This is a genomic window from Streptomyces hamibioticus (assembly GCF_047946815.1).
GTDB lineage: Bacteria > Actinomycetota > Actinomycetes > Streptomycetales > Streptomycetaceae > Streptomyces.
Window position 1 is genome coordinate 767,662 of record NZ_JBKKQY010000001.1, and the last position, 19,014, is coordinate 786,675.

Genomic DNA, 19,014 nt, shown 5'->3' on the forward strand with positions numbered 1-19,014 from the left:
GCGAGCGGCGCCCGGCCGTCATCCGCGAGCGGCGCTCGGCCCGCGAGCCCGGCCGCCCGAGACCGAGAGCAGAGGAGTCGCCCGCTGGACGTCTGTCAGGCGGACGACTCGTCGGGCGCGGGGTGCTCGGGGTGCACGGCACCCGTCTGCCGCTCCCCCTGGCGGCCCGTGCCGGCCTCGTCCGTGTCGGGAACGTCCTCCGCGGGCCCGGCCCGTTCGGCGGAACCGTCGTCGTCGGCGCCTGCGGCGTCGTCCGTGGCCTCGGCGTCCCCGGCGTCCTCGACATCACCGCGGGCCGCCAGGCCGGGGGCCACCTCCCAGGGATCCTCCCCGGCGTGGGCCTGCTGGTCCGGCATGTCCCGGGGGATCGGGTCACCGCTCTCGCCCGGGCCTTCGGCGCGGTGGTCGGTCACGGCGCTCTCCCTCCTGTCGTCCGCTCACCCGGCGGTTCCGGCCGCGCGAGCGACACCGGGTACCTCCGCACCGACCGGCGAAACCTCAGCCCGGGGCCCGCTCCCGCAGTGCCGTGCGCCAGGCCGGCAGCAGATACTCGGGCGCGGGCTCGGGGCGCCGGCCGCCGCGGGCGAAGAAGTCGGCGAGCGGCAGGATCGCCGCACCGACGGTGACACCGCCGGGCGCGACTTCACCCATTGCTTGATTCACCACGTGAATGTACGGCCGGGAAATTCACTGGCCCCCTTCGGCGGAGACTGCTTAACCTGAGAAAACTAGAGGCCCTAGGTTTTTTGGAGGGCCTCTTCCCCCGACCCCGCACCGGAGCCGTCATGCGACCCCTCACCGAGCCGGACATCCGCAACTCGTTCATCAACTGCTCGAAGGGGGAGGCCAAGCGCCTGGCCGTGCCCCGGGACCTCGGTGAGCTGCCGTGGGCGGACCTGGACTTCCTCGGCTGGCGGGACCCCGGGGCGCCGGACCGCAGCTATCTGGTGACCGAACGGGAGAACGGTCTCGCCGGAGTGGCGCTGCGGTTCCAGCCCGTCCGGCCCGGGTTCTTCCGCCGCAGCATGTGCTCGCTGTGCCTGACGTCCCATCCGCGCGGCGGCGTGTCGCTGATGACCGCGCGCAGGGCCGGCCCGGCGGGCCGCGAGGGGAACTCCGTCGGCGTGTACATCTGCACCGACCTCGCCTGCTCCCTCTACCTGCGCGGCAAGAAGGTGCCGGGGTCCGGCCCCCGGTACGAGGAGAGCCTCACCCTGGAGGAGCAGGTCGCCCGGACGACGGGCAACCTGTCCGCGTTCCTGGACAAGGTGGCCGGCTCCTAGCCAGGCCGTGTCCCCAGCGTCCCGCAGCTCGGCGGCCTGCACCCGGTGGAGGTGGATCAGCACGTCGTGGCTGCGCGCGAGCGCGACGTCGTACGGGCCGTCGGGATAGTCCGTGCCTGTGCTGCGCGTCGGCCGCGCCTGCCGCAGCCACTGCCGCGCCGGGGCGCCGACGGTCCGCAGATCGAGCAGGTAGTCCCGGTGGCGCACCCGGTCCAGGGTGCGTTCGTTGCTGCCCGGGCCCGCCGGCCCCAGCGTCCAGCGGCGCACACCGCCGTCCGGCCCGGTGGCGTTGAACGAGCCCCGGTCGAAGGTGAGACCGACGCTGACGTACCCGTCGCCGAGGCCGTCGCGCAGGAACTCGCCCTGCACCTTCGGGTAGTGGACGGGGTCCTCCGGCACGTAGCCGACATGGTTGTTGTGCGCCGACAGCAGCACCTTGCCGCCGGTCCTGCGCTGCCACCACAGCACGTTGGCGGCCATCGCCTCGTCCCGGTAGCGCATCGAGGCGGCGATCTGCGCGGGGTCGTCGAAGTCGAACGCGTACTGCCGGGCCGTCCGGTCGATCGCGGTGGCGTGCTGCACGGCCCAGTCGTACGCCTCCCGGCCCCTGCCGCTTCAGCAGCCGCAGGGCCTCGCCGGTGCGGTCCGCCATGGCCTTGCGGTCGGCGTACGGCTTGTTCAGGTACTCCTCGATGTACTCCCCCGTTCCCGTGGTGGGCCGCAGGCCCCGGTACAGCGCGGCGACGCGGCCGACGAGCCCCGGGTGGGCCTCGGCCACGTACTCGGTGACCTGGTCGTACAGCTCCGGACCGGTCCACGCGGTGTCGTCGCCCATGAACGACACCGGGTCGTCGGGATGGCGCACGTTGTACGCCCGCATCCACTCCGCCAGTCGCAGGTAGTCGGTGTTGTTCCACCACCGGTAGTCGCGCTGGAACTCCTCGCGCATGATCCGGCGGGGGTCTCCCTCGCCGTGCAGCACGTAGGCGTTGAGCCGCAGGCCCGTGCTCCAGCTCGCCTCCAGGGCGAAGGTGCGAAAGCCCTTCTCGCGTACCAGGTGGCGGAAGACACGGTGCTTCAGGGCGAAGAAGTCGTGGCTGCTGTGCGTGGCCTCGCCCAGCCCGACGACGCGGGCGTCGCCGATCATCCGGTCCAGCGGGCGCAGATCACGTGTGTCGCCGCCCGGTTCGACGGTGCGCAGCGGGTGGGCGGCGCGGTCGAGTGCGGCCCCGACCCCCGGGGCGTGCTCGGGCGTCGGGGCGGGGGCGCCGGCGGACGAGCCGGGGACGGCGGCCGGCAGCGCGTTCGGCGGCGCCGTCGCCGCCAGGGCCGGGGTGCCGGCCGCGACGGCGCCGAGGGTGACGAGCAGGGCCAGGGCGGTTCGGCTGCGGTGTCGTTTCATGATCCAAGGCTGTCGCGCCGGACGAGCCGGGCACCATGAGGCGGACCTCCGTCCCGGGGTGGGGCCGGCCCCGGAGCGGACCCGGGGGTTTTCCGCAGGACGCCGGCGCATGCCCACGAACGCCGGCCGGGCGTGCCCGCCCGGGGCGTCGTTTCCCTCGCAGCTTCCATCGGCCGATCCCTCGCCCCACGGCGCGTGGGACCGAAACGTACGCCGCTGCTCCGGCTACCGTCCTGTTCCTAGGGTCCTGTCCGAAAACGTTCGACGCGCCTGGGGAAGGGGAACGGCCCGAGGATGCTGGAAGTACGTGAGAGGGCGGAGTCCGCCGCGCAGGCGGTGAAACGTGCGCATCGTGACCCCTCGGTGGTGCAGGCGCTGCGGTCGACGGCGGCGGCGACGATCGCCTACGTCATCGCGCTGCGGCTGAGCCCCGAGGCGGCGCCGCTGACCGCGCCGCTCACCGCGCTGCTGGTCGTGCAGGTCACCCTGTTCGCCACCCTCAAGATGAGCGTCCGCCGCGTCAACGCCGTGGTGGCCGGTGTCCTGGTCGCCATCGCCTTCAGCCAGTTGGTCGGTCTGACCTGGTGGAGCCTGGCGCTGGTGATCGTGGCGGCGCTGGGGGTCGGCCATCTGGTGCGGGCCCATGAGTTCGTGCCCGAGGTGGCGATCAGCGCGATGCTGGTGCTGGGTGTCACCTCGCACGGGGACACGGCGTGGGCCCGGGTCGTGGAGACGCTCATCGGGGCGATCGTCGGGCTCACCTTCAACCTCGTCCTCGCTCCCCCGGTCTGGGTGGAGCAGGCGGGCGAGTCGATCGAGGACCTGGCCCGGCGGCTGCGGCAGCTGATGCTGCGCATGGGCGAGGAGGCGGCCGGACGCACCCCGCACCATCTCGCGGCGGAGCGGCTGCACGAGGCCCGCCGTCTCGACCACGACATCGTGGAGGTGGACGCGGCGCTGCGGCAGGCCGAGGACAGCCTGCGGCTCAACCCGCGCGTGCGGGAGGGCCTGCTGCACCGGGTGGTGCTGCGCACCGGTCTGGACACCCTGGAGATCTGCACGGTCGTCCTGCGAGTCCTGGCGCGCACGCTGACCGACCTGGCCAAGGAGCGGGAGCCGGACCCGCTGTTCCCCGCGGAGACCGGCGCGGCCCTGGAGCAGCTGCTGTCCGAGATCGCCGACGCCGTGGTCAGCTTCGCGGTGCTGGTCACCACCAGCGCCAGTGAGAACGCCGAGTCCGCGGAGGAACGGCTCGCCGCCGAGCTGCGGCAGGCCGCGGTCACCCGGGACAGGCTCGCCCGGCTGCTCCTGGAGGAGGTGCAGCGCGACGCCCGGCGGTGGGAGCTGCACGGTGCGGTGCTGGCGGAGGTCAACCGCATCATCGACGAGATGGACACCGAGCACCGTTCGCGCCGGCTGCTGGAGGAACTGGACCGGCACACCCGCGAACTGCGCGAGCGCATGCCGCGGCTGACCCGGATGCGGGACCGGATGCGCAGGCTGCGCCGGAACCGCGGGACCGCCGGGCGGCGTTCTCCCTGAAGGAGGCGCGCCCCGCCGCCCGGGTGGCGGGGCGGCCGGGACGTACGGCACCAGTGGGGGGACACCATGACGGACACCACCGTGCGGATCGACGGGAACACGCTGCGGCTGCCGGGCGGTGTGGCGGTGCGGTTCATCCGCACCCTGCGGCTGCCCGAGACGGGCACCCACCCGTTGCCGCCGGGGCTCGGCGAGTTCCCGGTCCGCCGAGTCGCCGACCACGCGGACACGGTGCCCGACGCCTGGCGGGCACGCGGCGGTGTGATGCTGCCGGTGTATCTGCGCGAGGCCATGTGGCTGAGCTTCGCCGGTTCGACGCAGCCCGCGGCCCTCCAGGTCGGGGTGGGCAAGGTGTGCGCGGTGTCGGGCCGGCCCTGGAGCGACCGGCTCTCCCGTGATCCGCAGAACTACGTGGTGCTGCCCCGTCAGCCGTGGCTGGACGGCATCAACTCCGGCACGGGCACGGTCCGGCAGTTCGTGGCGGTCCCGCTCGGCCTGGGCGCGACCGTCGAGGGCCAGATCACCGGCGAGGAGGTCTGGGGCGGGGTCCAGTTGCAGTCCTTCCCGCTGAACGAGGAGGCGCTGGAGCGGTGGCGCGAGGCCCAGCGCCGTCTGGCGCGGCCGGCCCGCGGCCCGGTGGGCGGTGCCTTCGGGGCGCCCGCCATGCCGATGGCGGCGCCGGGCGCCGCACCGAGCCCGCCCGGGGCCGCTCCGGCGGGCCGGCCCCGGGCCGCCGGAGCGGCCATGGGACTGGGCGTGGGCGGGTCCATGCGGCAGGAGGTCTACCGCGACGACCGGTCGCCGGCGGACTGGTCCGAGCGGCCCGCCGGCCGGGTCTTCGTGCACCTGGTGACGCCGCCCGAATGGCGCCGCATCACGGGCGAGGCGCCCCCGCCGTCCCCGGTGGACCGGGCGGCCTACACCCGGGCCGGTCTCCCCTGGTTCGACTACTACGACCAGGACGCCCACGATCTCGCCCCCGCGGACACGCTGGAGGGGGTGCGACCCGTCGGTGACTGGCTCGGCGACGACCACGAGCCCTGGCAGCAGCCCGCCGGGACGCAGGTGCACCCCCTGGGCGACGCGGCGGGGCGGCCGGTCGAGGACGGCGACTGGTAGCCCCGGGCGGCACCGCTGGTAGCCCCGGGCGGCACCGGCGGTACCGGTGGCCCGGCACACCATCGCACCGGCGGTTCCAGTGACCCCGGCGCACCGGCGGTTCCGCGGCCCCGCCGCACCACCGCGCCGACGACCCCCGCGCCACGCCACCGTGCCGACGACCCCGCGCCGCGCCGTACCACCGTGCCGACGACCCCGCGCCCCGCCCCGGACACGCCCCCGCCCCGCCCCGCCCACGATCTCTGCCGCCCGCCCCGGGACACCGGCGGCCGGGGACGGCCCGGCAGGGCTGCTCGCCGGCCGGCCTTGCACACGGGCGACGGTCTCCGTCAAGGTGGCGTGACGAGCGGGACGGGCGACGACCTGAGGTGCGGGCATGGGCAGTGGTGGCTGGAACCGGCGACGGTTCGTCGGTGTGCTCGCCGGAGCGGCCGGCGCGGCGGCCCTCCCGGCGGCGGCCGGCTGCGGCGGCGCACCGACGCCGGGCGGCTCCCGGTCGTCCGGGCCCCCCACGGAGCCCGGGGCGCGCCCGAGCGCCCCGGGCACGGAGCGCCCGTCCGGCCCACGCCCGCTCTACCTCGGCACGTACACGTCCGCCCAGGGCGGCGGACGGGGCATCGGCCTGGCCGAGTACGACCCCCGCACCGGGCGGATCACCGGCCGGTCCACGCTCACCGGCGTCGACGACCCCTCGTATCTCGCCGTGCACCCCGACGGCCGCACCCTGTACGCGGTGAACGAGCGCGAGGAGGGCGCGGTGACCGCCGTTCGGAGGTCCGACGGCACGGTGCTGGGCAGCCGGAGCACCGGCGGCGCGGCCCCCTGCCATCTGTCCGTGCACCCGGGCGGGCACTGGCTGCTGAGCGCCAACTACGGCTCGGGCAGCGTCGCCGTGCACCCGATCGACGGCTCGGGGGCGCTGGGCGAACGCACCGGCCTGGTCACCCACTCCGCTCCCCGGCCCGGGCCGGGGCAGCGGGGCCCGCACGCCCACCAGATCGTCACCAGCCCCGACGGCGGGCACGTGCTCGCCGTGGACCTGGGCACGGACAGCGTGTACACCTACCGCCTCGACGAACGGGCCGGCACCCTCACTGAGGTCGCCCGGGCCCGGGCCCGGCCGGGTGCCGGACCGCGGCACCTCACCTTCCACCCGGGCGGGCTCCACGCCTATCTGGCCAACGAGGTGGACAACACGGTCGCGGTCTGCGTCTACGACCCGGACACCGGCCGCCTGACCATCGGCGAACCGCAGTCCACGGGCACGGGGCCGGGCACCAGCTACCCGGCGCAGCTGCTGGTGACCGCCGACGGCCGGCACGCCTACCTCGCCAACCGGGGCCACGACAGCATCACCCGCTACGCGGTGGAGTCGGACGGCGCCCGGCTCCGGCTGCGGGACACGGTGCCGGTCGGCGGGGACTTCCCGCGGCAGATCGCTTTCTCCCCCGACGGCGCGCTGCTGTTCGCGGCGAACCAGAAGTCGGACGACGTGAGCGTGTTCCGGGTGGACGAGGCGAGCGGTGAACTGCGCCTCGCCGGGAAGCCGTTCGCCTCACCCGTCGCCGTCTGTGCGCTGCCGCTGTAGGGCGCGGGGGCAGGCGGCGGCGCTCGCCTGCACGAGCAGTCCGTGCATCCGTTCGGTGAGCTGCGCGACGTCGTCCGCGGGCGCGTGGAACGGCAGCCGTACGTCGCCGTGCGCGCGGGTGCGCTCGATGCGCAGCGTCAGCCCGTGCCGGTCGACGGCGAGCGGCCGGACGCGGACCGCGCCGTGCAGGCTCTCGGCGTCGACGAGCCGGGTGAGCCGTTCGACCGCGTCGCCGTGGCAGTCGGCGAGGTGGGTCAGCAACCGGGCCTCGGCCGTGGCCAGCGGATCGGGCGCGGCGACCGCGTACTCGTCGAGGTCGACCACCACCGCACCGGACGGTTGCCGCAGCACCACGCGCGTGGGCCGGAAGGCGAGGTGGCCCTCCTCCACGGTCAGCGAGCCCGCGAGCCAGAGCCGGGCCCGGATCCTGTGCCGCACCGGGACGGGCGCGACGTCGGCGAACTCCAGCACGGCGGACGGCTCGCCGCGCGGTGCGCAGATCGCGGCGGCGAGCAGCGCGCTGTCCTCGGGCACGTGCAGGAGCACCCGGCCGTCGTCGGCGACGGTGTGCGCGCCGACGAACTCCTCCCGGCCGCCCTCCGCGACCACCGCGCAGGACCATGCGGCGGCGAGCACCGAGCGGGCGCGCTCCGCCGCAGCGGGCGCGGCCGTCCAGGTCTGGCTGTCACCCATCCCAACCTCCTATTAGGTAAGCCTTGCCTAACCTATCGGAGATCGGGGTGCGCGCCAACCACGGCACGTGATCTTTGCGAGACCTTTCAGGAAGCGATCGACCCCAGGAGGGCGCGCGCACACAGATCCCGCACCTGCTGCCGGGTCAGGTCCGCACCGCGCAGCCACTCCAGGCAGACCCTCGTGGTGAACGCCAGCCAGCCGCGCACGGCCAGCCGCACGTCGGGGCGTTCCGCGACGTCCGGGCCGAACTCGGGGTCGGCGGCCAGCGCCGCGAGGATCTGCCGCTCCTGCACGGCCAGCGACCGCCGGTAGACCCGGCGCACGGCCCGGTCCCCCGCCGCGTCCGCGCGGTGGAAGGCGCGGTAGCCGTGCGCGTGGGCCTCGACGTCCGCCAGGTATGCGTCCAGGCCGGCCGTGAGCTGCTCGCGCACCGGGAGGCCGGGCACCGCCGAGGTCATGCGCAGCATGCGCTCGCTCTCGCGCTCGACGACGGCCGCGAAGAAGTCCCGCTTGGTCGGGAAGTAGTGGTACAGCAGCCCCCGGGAGACCCCGGCGATCTCGGCGACCTGCTCGATCCACACCTCGTCGTAGGGGCTCTCCGAGAACAGCCGCGCCCCGACCGACAGCAACTGCTCGCGGCGCTCGGCGGTGCTGAGCCGGCGGCGCGTGCGCTCGCCCTGGTTCGCGGCCATGGCCGCACTCTACTTGACGCCGATTCAACAACGGGACCAGACTGACCCGCGTTATTGAACCCACGTACAACAGGATCGCCGCCGCCTGGTGCGGCAAACCGAACGTGTCGCCGGATCAAGGGAGAGCGCGTCATGGCGGAGACGACCGGGGCACCGGCCGGGGACGGACTGCCGAAGGGGTTCCGCAGCGCCGAGCACGGCTGGCCCGAGCTGCATCGCATACCCCGCCCGCCCTACCGGCTGCCGCTGCTCGGGGACGTGATCGGGGCCGACCGGCGCACGCCGCTGCAGGACTCCCTGCGCCACGCCCGCCGTCTGGGGCCGATATTCCGGCGGCGGGCCTTCGGCAAGGAGTTCGTGTTCGTGTGGGGTGCCGGCCTCACGGCCGACCTGGCGGACGAGGCGCGGTTCGCCAAGCACGTCGGCCTGGGCGTGGCCAATCTGCGGCCGGTCGCCGGGGACGGGCTGTTCACGGCGTACAACCACGAGCCGAACTGGCAGCTGGCGCACGACGTCCTGGCGCCGGGCTTCAGCCGCGAGGCCATGGCGGGCTACCACCGGACGATGCTGGACGTGGCGGACCGGCTCACCGGCCACTGGGACCGCGCGGCGGCGGCGGGAAGCCCGGTCGACGTGCCCGGGGACATGACCAAACTGACCCTGGAGACGATCGCGCGCACCGGGTTCGGGCGGGACTTCGGCTCCTTCGAACGCTCCCGGCCGCATCCCTTCGTGACGGCGATGGTGGGCACGCTCGGCTACGCGCAGCGGCTCAACACCGTGCCCGCGCCGCTGGCTCCGTGGCTGCTGCGCCGGGCGAGCCGCCGCAACGCGGCCGACATCGCCCACCTCAACAGCACGGTCGACGACCTGGTCCGCGCCCGCCGCACCAACGGCGGGAACGGGGACCTCCTGGACCGGATGCTGGAGACCAGGCATCCGCAGACCGGCGAGCGGCTGTCGCCGGAGAACGTCCGCCGCCAGGTCATCACCTTCCTGGTCGCCGGCCACGAGACGACCTCCGGCGCGCTCTCCTTCGCCCTGCACTACCTCGCACAGCACCCCGACGTCGCGGACCGCGCCCGCGCCGAGGTGGACCGGGTGTGGGGCGATACGGCGGCCCCGGCCTACGACCAGGTGGCCAGGCTGCGCTACGTGCGCCGGGTGCTGGACGAGTCGCTGCGGCTGTGGCCGACCGCGCCCGCCTTCGCCCGGGAGGCCCGCGCGGACACGGTGCTGGCCGGGGTCCACCCGATGCGGCGCGGCGCCTGGGCACTGGTGCTGACGCCGATGCTGCACCGCGACCCCGAGGTGTGGGGGGCGGACGCCGAGCGGTTCGACCCCGACCGGTTCGACGCGAAGGCCGTACGCTCCCGGCCCCCGCACACCTTCAAGCCGTTCGGGACGGGTGCGCGGGCGTGCATCGGGCGGCAGTTCGCCCTGCACGAGGCCACCCTCGTGCTCGGGCTGCTGCTGCGCCGCTACCGGCTGCGGCCCGAGACCGGCTACCGGCTGCGCGTCACCGAGCGGCTGACGCTGATGCCGGAGGGGCTGCGGCTGCACCTGGACCGGCGGCGCCCCGCCGCGCCGCCCCCGGCGCCGGCCGCCGGGCCGGCGGCCCGGCCGGTCGGCGAGGCGGAGGCCGGCTCAGTCCCCGGCTGTCCAGTGCACCGGGCGGGCGAGTGACCCCGGCAGCCGGGTTCCGGCACTGCCGCGCGCCGCGTTGAGCTGCGGCTGCGTCAGGAAGAACGCGTCGGTCAGGTCCGCGTCCGTCAGATCGGCGTCCCGCAGGTCGGCGCCGATCAGGTCCGCGCCCCGCAGATCGGCGCCGGTCAGGTCGGCCGCGATGAGGTAGGCCCCGCGCAGATCGGCGCCGCTGAGGTCGGCCCCCTTGAGGCGGGCGCCGATCAGGTCGGCGTTGCGGCGGTTCTTCCGCCGGCCGCGGGCGCCCGCCCGCACCAGCTCGCCGGCGCGCAGCAGCAGCGCGTTGACCCGCTGCCGGTGTGCGGCCACGTCGAGCGCGGTCAGTTCCTCGGGGGGCAGACCGGTGAGCCGCTCGGTCTCGGCCAGCACCCGGCGCAGATCGGCGTGGACCGGCCCGGCCGCGGGCAGGGCCAGGGCCTCGGTGAGGTACCACAGCAGTTCGTGCAGCTGCCGCACGACCGGGAAGACGTCGAACATGCGGCGGGCGTGCTCCCGGGAGCCGGTCCGCCAGTCCTGTCCGCCGAAGGTGACCTGCGAGACCTGCTGCCCGGCGCCGAAGCAGTCGTAGACCGTGCAGCCGGTGAAACCGCTCTGCCGCAGCCGCGCGTGAATGCCGCACCGGTGGTCGCCCCGGAGGTTCGGGCAGGGCTTCCCGGCGTCCTTGCCGATCGCGAAGTCCGCCGAGGCGGCGAACGGCAGAGCCACGCAGCACAGCCCGAAGCACCGCGTGCAGTCGCCGCGCAGTGCCGTCCCGTGCGCCTGGTCCACCGTGTCGTCCCGCATGGTGCACAGGATACGGACACGCAGGCGGGCGGCGGTCCGCGGGCGGTGCCGGGCAGACGGCACCGGTCAGGCGGGCTCCAGGGCGGACAGGTCCAGGCGGGCCAGGCGGTCCGGGTCGGCGAGGATGTACAGGCCGGTGATCCGGCCGTCCACGACGGTGAGGCCGGTGACCGACCGGGGGTGTCCTCCGGCGGGTGCGTTGAGGATGCCGACCGTGCCGTTGACCAGCACCGGACGGGCGTCGCCCACGAACCGGCGGAAGAGCATCGACTGTTCGGCCACCGCCCGGGCGCCGCGCACCAGCTTCGACGCCGCCGGTCCGCCGACCAGCGCACCGGCGTCGGCCCGCAGCACGACGTCCGGGTGCAGGACGGCGACCAGGGCCTCGAAGTCCCCGCTGCGGCTCGCGGCCAGGAACGCCTCGACGGCCTCGCGCTGCCGGCCCAGGTCGGGATCGGCCGCCGGGGTGGCGCCGCGCACCCGGCGCCGGGCGCGGCTGGCGAGCTGCCGGGTGGCGGCCGTGCTGCGCTCCACCACGGGTGCGATGTCGTCGAACGGGACGGCGAACATGTCGTGCAGCACGAAGGCCAGCCGCTCGGCCGGGTCCAGGGTCTCCAGGACCACCAGCAGCGCCAGGCCCACCGCGTCGGTGTGCAGCGCCGCCTCCTCGGGGTCGGTCCGCGGCAGCGGTCCGAGCCGGGGGTCGGGGACGAACACGTCGGCCCGCTCGGGCAGCGGGTCCTCGCGCCGCGAGGCGCGCGAGCGCAGCATGTCGAGGCAGACCCGCCCTGTCACGGTCGTCAGCCAGGCGCCGAGGTTGCCGATGCCGTCCGCGCCGTGGCGGTCGAGTCTCAGCCACGCCTCCTGGACGGCGTCCTCGGCCTCGGTCACGGAGCCGAGCATGCGGTAGGCGACCGCCCGCAGATGGCCCCGGTGCTCCTCGAAACGGCCGGCCAGGTGCTCTTCGATGTCCATCCCCCTGCCGCCCCTACCGTCCGAACAGCTCGAACGCGACCGCCGGCCTGCCGCCGAACCGCTCCCCCGTGGTGCGGGCGACGCCGGTGAGGAAGTCACGGACGTACCTCTCCGGGTCCTGGTCGGTCAGCGCCTCGATGTACGCGCGGTGTTCGAGGAGGGACGCCACCGCGCGCTCCAGCCCCGCGGTGGCGTCCACCGCGTGGGTGGGCGTGTCGGAACCCGCCACGGCGACCCAGCGGACGCCGTCCCACGGCTGAAGGCCCTCTTCGGTCAGCTCCGGGAAGATCCAGCGGTTGCCGGCGTCGGCCGCCGCGTCGAGGGTGGCGCGGCCGACGGCGCGGTGGTCGGGCGTGTTCCAGGCGACGCCGCCCCAGGTGTCGCGGTGGTTGAGGGTGATCACCAGCTCGGGCCGGTGCCGGCGGATCGCGGCGGCGATGTCGCGGCGCAGCGCCGTGCCGTACTCGACCACGCCGTCCCGGTGGTCGAGGAACTCCACCTCGGTCACCCCGACCACGGCGGCGCTCGCCCGCTGCTCGCGCTCCCGCAGCGGGGCGCACTCGTCGGGCGGCAGTGTGTCGATGCCCGCCTCGCCCCGGGTGGCGAGCACGTAGGCGACCTCACGGCCCTCGTCGGTCCAGGCCGCGATCGCCGCGGAGCAGCCGTACTCCAGGTCGTCGGGGTGGGCCACGACGGCGAGGGCGCGCCGCCAGTCGCCGGGCATGGGCTCCAGTTGCGGGATCATCGGCTCGGTCATGCTCCGCACACTAGCCCGGGGCACCGGCAACGCACCGCGGATTTACGCCTCGTCGCGTGCGAGGGCCAGCAGCCGGTCCAGGACGCGGGGGCCGCCGGCGCGGATCCCGTCGTGCTCGAACTCGTCGGTGACCCAGGTGCGCAGGCCCCGGACGGCGCGCGCGGTGGTCAGGGAGTGGGCGGTGTCGACGTACATGTCGTCGTGGTAGACGGCCGCCGCGGCCGGCACCTCGTTGGCGGCGAGGCGGGCGGGGTCGTACAGGGGCCGCCAGTCGGTGCGGGCGGCGAGCAGTTCGGCGGTCTCGCGCAGCGGGCGCAGGGCGGGGTCGCAGTCGAACATCCAGGGGTGGACCGTCTCCCCGGTGAACAGCAGGGGCTCGTCGCCCGCGAGGGCCTTGGCGGCGTCGAACTGCGGGAACTCGGCGCGGATCCGCTCGGCCGACCAGTCGGTGGGGCGGGCGTCCTGGGCGTAGATCGCCTCGTGGACGAGCGCGTAGAGCGGGTGCCCGGCGTACGACAGCAGGCCCTGGACCTCCTCCTGGAAGGCGTCGGACAGTTCGGGGCCCCGGGGGGTGCGGACGAAGGCGTCCTCCAGCAGGAAGTGCAGGCGGTGGCTGCCGTCGCCGCCGCCGAGGAGGATGCCGAGCGACTGGAAGGCCTCGACGGTGAGCCGGTAGCCGTTCGGCAGGACCACCTCGTGGGTCATCAGGTGGTCGGCGATGCGGCGGGCGCGTTCGACGTCCTGCGGGTAGCGGTCGTAGTGCGCGGCGACCTTGCGGGCGATGCGCGGGTAGGCGGCCCGGTAGACGTCGTCGGCGTGTGCGTCCAGGGAGGGCAGGCCGCCGGTGATCAGGGCGGTGGTGAGGCCCTCGGGGGCCAGGGACAGGTAGGCGACCGTGCAGAAGCCGCCGAAGCTCTGGCCGAGGACGGCCCAGGGGGCGCCGCCGGTGACCTCGGGGCGGATCGCCTCGCAGTCGCGGACGATCGCGTCGGCGCGGAAGCGGGTGAGGTAGTCGGCCTGTTCCGCGGGGCCGCCGCGCAGCGGGAGCGTCTGCCGGGTGGCGGGGGTGGAGGCGCCGGTGCCGCGCTGGTCGAGGAGGAGGACGCGGTGGTCCTTCAGGGCGCGGCCGAGCCAGGACGGCTTGCCGACGAAACGGTTGGCCCCGAAGCCGGGGCCGCCCTGGAGGTAGACCAGCCACGGCAGGTCCTGGCCGGCCTTGTCGCTCGCGACGACCTCGCGGGCGTACAGCTCGATCGTCTCCCCGCCCGGGGTGTCGTGGTCGAGGGGGACGGTGAACCGACGGTCGGTGAGGACAACGCCGGGCTGGCGGTAGCTGACGCTCAAGGGGGCTCCCGGAACGGACGGATCATGCTGGCCGCGTCCCAGTTCAGCACACGGACGTCCGGTCAGGGCCGGGGGGACCGGGAACTCCTGCTGAACCGCCAGTCAGCGGGCGGAGAGGCTGGAGCGCCGGACCACCAGCTCGGGCTGGAGGACGACCCGCCGGTGCTCGTGCGGGACCGGCGAGCCCTCGGCCTCCGTCTCCTCCAGGAGCAGCTCGGCGGCCAGGGCGCCCATGGTCACGGCGGGCTGCCGCACCGAGGTGAGCGGCACGGCCGCCGCGGCGGCGAACTCGATGTCGTCGTAGCCGACGAGCGCGAAGTCGTCGGGGACGGCGGCCCCGGCCGCGTACAGCGCCTGGAGGACGCCGAGCGCGAGCAGGTCGTTGGCGCAGAAGACGGCGGTCGGCCGGTCGGCGAGCCCGAGCAGCCGGGCTCCGGCGTCCCGTCCGGCGGCGACGTCGAGCCGTTCGGTGGGCAGCTCGCGCAGCGCGTCGGGGCCGAGGCCGGCTTCGGCGAGGGCGGCGAGAGCGCCCGTGCGGCGGTCGCGGACCTGGTTGAGGCCGGGCGGCCCGCTGACGTAGGCGATGGAGCGGTGCCCGGCCTCCACCAGGTGGCGCACCGCGAGGGCGCCGCCCGCGACGTCGTCGACGGAGACCGAGCACTCGGTGATGCCCTCGGCGACCCGGTCGACCAGCACGAAAGGGATGTTGTGCCGCCGGAAGGCCGCGATGTTGCGGCCGGTGGCATCCGCGGGGGTCAGCAGCACGCCGCGGACCCGCTGCTCGGCGAAGAGGGAGAGGTACTCGGCCTCTTCGCCCGGGTCCTGGGCGCTGTTGCAGACCATCACGCCGAGCCCGGCCTCGCGCGCGGCCCGCTCGGCGCCGCGCGCGACGTCGACGAAGAAGGGGTTGCCCATGTCGAGGACGAGCAGTCCCATGATGCGGCTGCGGCCCGCGCGGAGCTGGCGCGCGGACTCGCTGCGGACGTAGCCGAGCCGGTCGATCGCGGACAGCACCCGTGCGCGGGTCTCGGTGGCGACGGTGTCCGGGCGGTTGATGACGTTCGAGACCGTGCCCACGGAGACTCCGGCGGCACGGGCGACGTCCTTGATACCCACCGACTGGGCCATCGGGCAGGTTCCTCCAGGTCGGGGCTAGGGGGGTGTCGGACATGCGCGGGGCGGCCGGACGACCGTCACATTACCGTCAGGTCACCCCGCCGCGGTCGCCCTCACCCGGGCAGCCGGAAGTCGGCGACGTGCAGCGGGGACGGCGTGGTGCCGCCGGACTTCTCCTGGCAGAGGAAGGACGGCACGCCGTCCTGGGCGACGCGCGTCTCGTCGACCACGACCTCCCCGAAGGCGTTCAGCCCGGCCCCGTCGTACAGCAGCCGCCAGTCGGTGTGCCCGGAGGCCGCCGAGGCCCCGGCGACCCTGAGGGCCGAGGGTGGTGACGCCGGCCGGGGTGACGGACGCGCCGGGGGCGGCTGCCCCGGCGGCGGCTGCCCCGGCGGGGCCGGCGGTGAGGACCGGCGCGGCGAGGGCGCCGGCCGGCAGGGTGCGTCGTCTCATGCGGGGCTCCCGGTGCGGTCAGGCGAGATGGAAGACCTCGGTGAGCGGTGTCATCGCCTCGTCGGGACGGGCGCCGTCGAGGGACTCGAAGAAGGGGGCCATCTCGGCCTGCCACCGGGCGTTGACCTCGGTGGCCTCCATGCCGGCCTTGGCGGCCTCGAAGTCCTCGGTCTCCAGGTAGCCGACGAGCAGGCCGTCGTCGCGCAGGAAGAGGGAGTAGTTGTGCCAGCCGGTGGCCGAGAGCGCCTCACGCATCTCCGGCCACACGGCGGCGTGGCGCTCGCGGTACTCGGCGATCCTGTCCCGGCGGACCTTGAGCAGGAAGCAGACGCGTTGCATGGCGGGCCGCCCGGTGCCTAGAAGTCGTACTGGTCGATGTTGCCGGCGTTGAACACGGTCGGCTTGCCGAGGTCGATGACCCCGTCCTCGCCGATCGTGTACTCGCCCATGGGCCCGGCCTCGAAGGTCTCGCCCTCCTTGCCGGTGATCTGCCCGGAGGCCAGGGCGACGGCGGTGCGGGCGGCCAGTTCGCCGAGCGCGGCCGGGTCCCACAGCTCGAACGCCTCGACGGTGCCGTCCTTGACGTAACGGCGCATGTCGTTGGGGGTGCCGAGGCCGGTCAGCTTGACCTTGCCCTTGTACTTGGAGCCGGACAGGTACTGGGCTGCGGCCTTGATGCCGACGGTGGTCGGGGAGATGATCCCCTTGAGGTCCGGGTGCTCCGCCAGCAGGCCCTGGGTCTGCTGGAAGGACTGCTGGGCGTCGTCGTTGCCGTAGGCGATCTCGACCAGCTTCATGTCCTTGTACTTGGGGTCCTCCAGCTCGTCCTTCATGAACTCGATCCAGGTGTTCTGGTTGGCCGCGGTCTGGGCGGCGGAGAGGATCGCTATCTCGCCCTTGTAGTCGATCTGCTCGGCGAGCAGCTGCACCTCGGTGCGGCCGAGGTCCTCGGCGGACGCCTGCGAGACGAAGGCGTTGCGGCACTCGGGCTTGGTGTCGGAGTCGTAGGTGACGACCTTGATGCCGTTCCGCATGGCCTGCTTCAGCGCGGTGCACAGGGCGCCCGGGTCCTGCGCGGAGACGGCCATCGCGTCGACCCGCTGCTGGGTGAGCGTGTTGACGTAGGAGACCTGGCCGGAGGTGTCGGTGGCGCTGGAGGGGCCGACCTCCTTGTAGCCGGAGCCGAGTTCCTTCAGGGCCTTCTCGCCGCCCTTGTCGGCGACGGTGAAGTAGGGGTTGTTGACCTGCTTGGGCAGGAAGCCGACGGTCAGGCCCTTCTTCAGCTCGGCGTCGGGGTTCGCCTTGCCGGCCGTGGCGGCCGGGCCGCCCTCGTTCTGCACGTCCTGCTTGGTCGTCCCGCCGCAGGCGGTGACGGCGAGGGCCAGGGAGGTGACGGCGGCCAGGGTGACGCAGGTGCGGCGGAGGGATGTCTTGCGCATGGTGGGGGTCCTTTGAACAGAGGTGAGCGGGAGCCCCTGGAAGGGGCGCGGGGCCGTACTCGGCATGCGGCTCCGCCGCGTGGGCGGGACCGGCCGCACTCGGCCGGTCAGCCGGGCGATTGCGCACGTACGACGGTGATCTGCCGCGCGACCCGCGGCCCGAGCACGGAAAGGACGAGCAGCACACCGGTCACGACGATCTGCGACTGCGCGGAAACATCCTGGAGACTCATGACGTTCTGCAGCGCGCCGAGCAGGAAGACACCGGCGATCGCACCACCGAGCGTCCCCTTGCCCCCGTCGAAGTCGATACCGCCGAGCAGCACGGCAGCCACGACGGACAGCTCCAGACCGGTCGCGTTGTCATACCGCGCACTGGCGTAGTGCAGCGCCCAGAAGACACCGGTGAGCGACGCCATCAGCCCCGTCAGGGTGAACAGGATCAGCTTCTGCCGCCTGACCCGGATGCCTGCGAACCGGGCCGCCTCCGCACTCGCGCCGATCGCGAACAGCGAGCGGCCGAACGGGGTCGCGTGCAGCGTGACCACGGCGATGGCGAGCAGGACCAGGAACGGCAGGAAGGCGTACGGGACGAAGGTGTCGCCGACGCGCCCGGCGGCGAAGTCCAGGTACGGGCCGGGGAAGTCGGTGACCGCGTCGGAGCCGAGCACGATCTGCGCGATGCCCCGGTAGGCGGCCAGGGTACCGATGGTGACGGCGAGGGAGGGCAGCCCGAGCCGGGTCACCAGCAGACCGTTGACCAGCCCGCACACCACCCCGAGCAGCAGACAGACCGGGATGATCGTCTCGATCGCCATGCCCTGGTTCCACAGGGCGCCCAGCACCGCGCCGGACAGTCCGGCCGTCGAGGCCACGGACAGGTCGATCTCGCCGGAGACGACCAGCAGGGTCATCGGCAGGGCGATGAGCGCGATCGGCAGGGTGTTGCCGATCAGGAACGACAGGTTCAGGGCGTTGCCGAAGCCGTCGACGAAGCCGAAGGAGAGCAGGAGGACGACGAGGAGGAGGGCACCGACCACCGTGTCCCAGCGGATGGCGCGCACGAAGGAGCTGTCAGCCATGGCGGGCGTTCCTCTTCTTCAGGGCGGTGGCCACGCGCAGCGCGACGATCCGGTCGGCCGCGATGGCGAGGATGAGCAGGATGCCGTTGATGGCCAGCACCCAGACGGAGCTGACGCCGAGGGCCGGCAGGACGCTGTTGACGGAGGTCAGCAGCAGCGCGCCGAGGGCCGCGCCGTAGACGCTGCCGGAGCCGCCGGTGAAGACGACGCCGCCGACCACGACCGCGCTGACGACGGTGAGTTCGTAGCCGGTGCCGGTCCCGGAGTCGACGTTGCCGAACCGGGTGAGGTACAGCGCACCGGCCAGTCCGGCGAGGGCGCCGCAGAAGGTGTACGCGGCCAGGATCCGCTTGCGGACCGGGATGCCGGCGAGCCGGGCGGCCTCCGGGTTGGAGCCGAGGGCGTACAGCTCCCGGCCGCTGCCGAAGTGTTTGAGGTAGTACGCGGTCGCCACCAGGACGGCGAGGGCGATCAGCGCCAGCCAGGGCACGGCGGAGACGCCGCCGGAGCCGAACTCGACGAATCCGGCGGGCAGGTCGGCGGCGGTGATCTGGCGGGAGCCGACCCAGATGGAGTCGATGCCGCGGATGATGTAGAGGGTGCCGAGGGTGACGACGAGCGCGGGCACCTGGCCGAGGCTCACCAGCAGACCGTTGAGCAGGCCGAAGCCGACGCCCGTCAGCACCGCGAGCGCCACGGCCACGGCGGCGTTGCCGCCGCCCTGGAGGAAGGTGCCGGCGGCGAAGGCGCTGATACCGAGCGTGGAGCCGACCGACAGGTCGACGTTGCGGGTGATGACGACCATCGCCTGCCCGGTGGCGACGAGGACCAGGATCGTCGCGTTGAGCAACAGGTCCTTGATGCCCTGCTGGGACAGGAACTCGCTGTTGCCGGCCTGGGTGACGGCGATCATCACCAGGAGCACGACGGCGATGGCCAGTTCGCGCATCTTGAAGACGCGGTCGGCCAGGCGGGCGGCCCCGGCCTCGGGCACGTCGGCGACGGGAGCCTGGTCGGGTGCGGTGACCGTCATGCGGCG

17 protein-coding genes and 3 pseudogenes are annotated in these 19,014 nt (G+C 74.1%); 5 read left to right on the top strand and 15 right to left on the bottom strand.

Annotation, left to right across the window (positions count from 1 at the left end; all coding sequences use genetic code 11):
* Nucleotides 1-95 precede the first annotated feature (95 nt).
* Both ACLGIH_RS03510 and ACLGIH_RS03515 read right to left on the bottom strand, forming a co-directional pair.
* Nucleotides 96-413 carry a hypothetical protein gene (locus ACLGIH_RS03510; RefSeq protein WP_416523731.1) on the bottom strand — a complete coding sequence of 106 codons (318 nt, stop codon included), beginning with the start codon at nt 411-413 and terminating at the stop codon, nt 96-98.
* A gap of 85 nt (nt 414-498) precedes the next feature.
* Nucleotides 499-636, bottom strand: a pseudogene (locus tag ACLGIH_RS03515) (sugar kinase); the annotation flags it as partial.
* A 149-nt stretch (nt 637-785) separates the two neighbouring features.
* On the opposite strand from ACLGIH_RS03515, the gene ACLGIH_RS03520 reads away from it, so the two are divergent.
* Nucleotides 786-1,283: an FBP domain-containing protein gene (locus tag ACLGIH_RS03520; RefSeq protein WP_416529273.1), complete on the top strand. Its 498-nt coding sequence runs from the start codon at nt 786-788 to the stop codon at nt 1,281-1,283.
* 18 nt (nt 1,284-1,301) lie between these two features.
* On the opposite strand, the pseudogene ACLGIH_RS03525 reads toward ACLGIH_RS03520, so the two are convergent.
* A pseudogene (locus tag ACLGIH_RS03525) lies at nt 1,302-2,685 on the bottom strand (erythromycin esterase family protein); the annotation flags it as partial.
* Nucleotides 2,686-2,979: 294 nt separating this feature from the next.
* Here ACLGIH_RS03525 and ACLGIH_RS03530 point away from each other — a divergent pair.
* From ACLGIH_RS03530 to ACLGIH_RS03540, 3 genes are all read left to right on the top strand, one after another.
* Nucleotides 2,980-4,227: an FUSC family protein gene (locus ACLGIH_RS03530; RefSeq protein ID WP_416523732.1), complete on the top strand. Its 1,248-nt coding sequence runs from the start codon at nt 2,980-2,982 to the stop codon at nt 4,225-4,227.
* 66 nt (nt 4,228-4,293) lie between these two features.
* Nucleotides 4,294-5,346 (top strand): hypothetical protein, encoded by a 1,053-nt coding sequence (locus tag ACLGIH_RS03535; RefSeq protein ID WP_416523733.1) that lies wholly within the window; start codon nt 4,294-4,296, stop codon nt 5,344-5,346.
* Between the two features lie 376 nt (nt 5,347-5,722).
* Complete coding sequence (locus ACLGIH_RS03540) at nt 5,723-6,934, top strand: lactonase family protein (protein ID WP_416523734.1); 1,212 nt, start codon at nt 5,723-5,725, stop codon at nt 6,932-6,934.
* Here ACLGIH_RS03540 and ACLGIH_RS03545 read toward each other — a convergent pair.
* Together ACLGIH_RS03545 and ACLGIH_RS03550 are read right to left on the bottom strand one after the other, a co-directional pair.
* Nucleotides 6,902-7,627: a DUF2470 domain-containing protein gene (locus ACLGIH_RS03545; protein ID WP_416523735.1), complete on the bottom strand. Its 726-nt coding sequence runs from the start codon at nt 7,625-7,627 to the stop codon at nt 6,902-6,904. The genes ACLGIH_RS03540 and ACLGIH_RS03545 overlap by 33 nt on opposite strands.
* A gap of 86 nt (nt 7,628-7,713) precedes the next feature.
* Nucleotides 7,714-8,322: a TetR/AcrR family transcriptional regulator gene (locus ACLGIH_RS03550; RefSeq protein WP_416523736.1), complete on the bottom strand. Its 609-nt coding sequence runs from the start codon at nt 8,320-8,322 to the stop codon at nt 7,714-7,716.
* Nucleotides 8,323-8,454: 132 nt separating this feature from the next.
* Here ACLGIH_RS03550 and ACLGIH_RS03555 point away from each other — a divergent pair, with 132 nt between their 5' ends.
* The gene (locus tag ACLGIH_RS03555; RefSeq protein WP_416523737.1) at nt 8,455-10,008 is read left to right on the top strand and encodes a cytochrome P450; all 1,554 of its coding nucleotides are present in this window, start codon (nt 8,455-8,457) and stop codon (nt 10,006-10,008) included.
* Here the strand turns inward: ACLGIH_RS03555 and ACLGIH_RS03560 are convergent.
* The 10 genes and pseudogenes from ACLGIH_RS03560 to ACLGIH_RS03605 form a co-directional block, all read right to left on the bottom strand.
* Entirely contained in the window at nt 9,970-10,809 is an 840-nt protein-coding gene (locus tag ACLGIH_RS03560; protein WP_416523738.1) for a pentapeptide repeat-containing protein, read from the bottom strand. The genes ACLGIH_RS03555 and ACLGIH_RS03560 overlap by 39 nt on opposite strands.
* 66 nt (nt 10,810-10,875) lie before the next feature.
* Complete coding sequence (locus ACLGIH_RS03565) at nt 10,876-11,784, bottom strand: sigma-70 family RNA polymerase sigma factor (RefSeq protein WP_416523739.1); 909 nt, start codon at nt 11,782-11,784, stop codon at nt 10,876-10,878.
* Nucleotides 11,785-11,797: 13 nt separating this feature from the next.
* On the bottom strand, nt 11,798-12,541 hold the full coding sequence (locus ACLGIH_RS03570) for a PIG-L deacetylase family protein (protein WP_416523740.1): 744 nt from the start codon (nt 12,539-12,541) through the stop codon (nt 11,798-11,800).
* Between the two features lie 42 nt (nt 12,542-12,583).
* Nucleotides 12,584-13,885, bottom strand: coding sequence for an alpha/beta fold hydrolase (locus ACLGIH_RS03575; protein ID WP_416523741.1), 1,302 nt, complete (start codon nt 13,883-13,885; stop codon nt 12,584-12,586).
* 102 nt (nt 13,886-13,987) lie between these two features.
* Nucleotides 13,988-15,013 (bottom strand): LacI family DNA-binding transcriptional regulator, encoded by a 1,026-nt coding sequence (locus ACLGIH_RS03580; protein ID WP_416523742.1) that lies wholly within the window; start codon nt 15,011-15,013, stop codon nt 13,988-13,990.
* Nucleotides 15,014-15,114: 101 nt separating this feature from the next.
* Nucleotides 15,115-15,318: pseudogene (locus ACLGIH_RS03585) on the bottom strand (Tat pathway signal sequence domain protein); the annotation flags it as partial.
* 154 nt (nt 15,319-15,472) lie between these two features.
* Nucleotides 15,473-15,793, bottom strand: a complete 321-nt coding sequence (locus tag ACLGIH_RS03590; protein WP_416523743.1) for an L-rhamnose mutarotase — start codon at nt 15,791-15,793, stop codon at nt 15,473-15,475.
* 17 nt (nt 15,794-15,810) lie between these two features.
* A complete protein-coding gene (gene rhaS / locus ACLGIH_RS03595) occupies nt 15,811-16,893 on the bottom strand; it encodes a rhamnose ABC transporter substrate-binding protein (protein ID WP_416523744.1) in 1,083 nt (360 codons plus the stop codon).
* Nucleotides 16,894-17,000: 107 nt separating this feature from the next.
* Nucleotides 17,001-17,975 carry an ABC transporter permease gene (locus ACLGIH_RS03600; RefSeq protein ID WP_416523745.1) on the bottom strand — a complete coding sequence of 325 codons (975 nt, stop codon included), beginning with the start codon at nt 17,973-17,975 and terminating at the stop codon, nt 17,001-17,003.
* Nucleotides 17,968-19,008 (bottom strand): ABC transporter permease, encoded by a 1,041-nt coding sequence (locus ACLGIH_RS03605; RefSeq protein ID WP_416523746.1) that lies wholly within the window; start codon nt 19,006-19,008, stop codon nt 17,968-17,970. The genes ACLGIH_RS03600 and ACLGIH_RS03605 overlap by 8 nt, the downstream gene beginning before the upstream one ends.
* Nucleotides 19,009-19,014 lie beyond the last annotated feature (6 nt).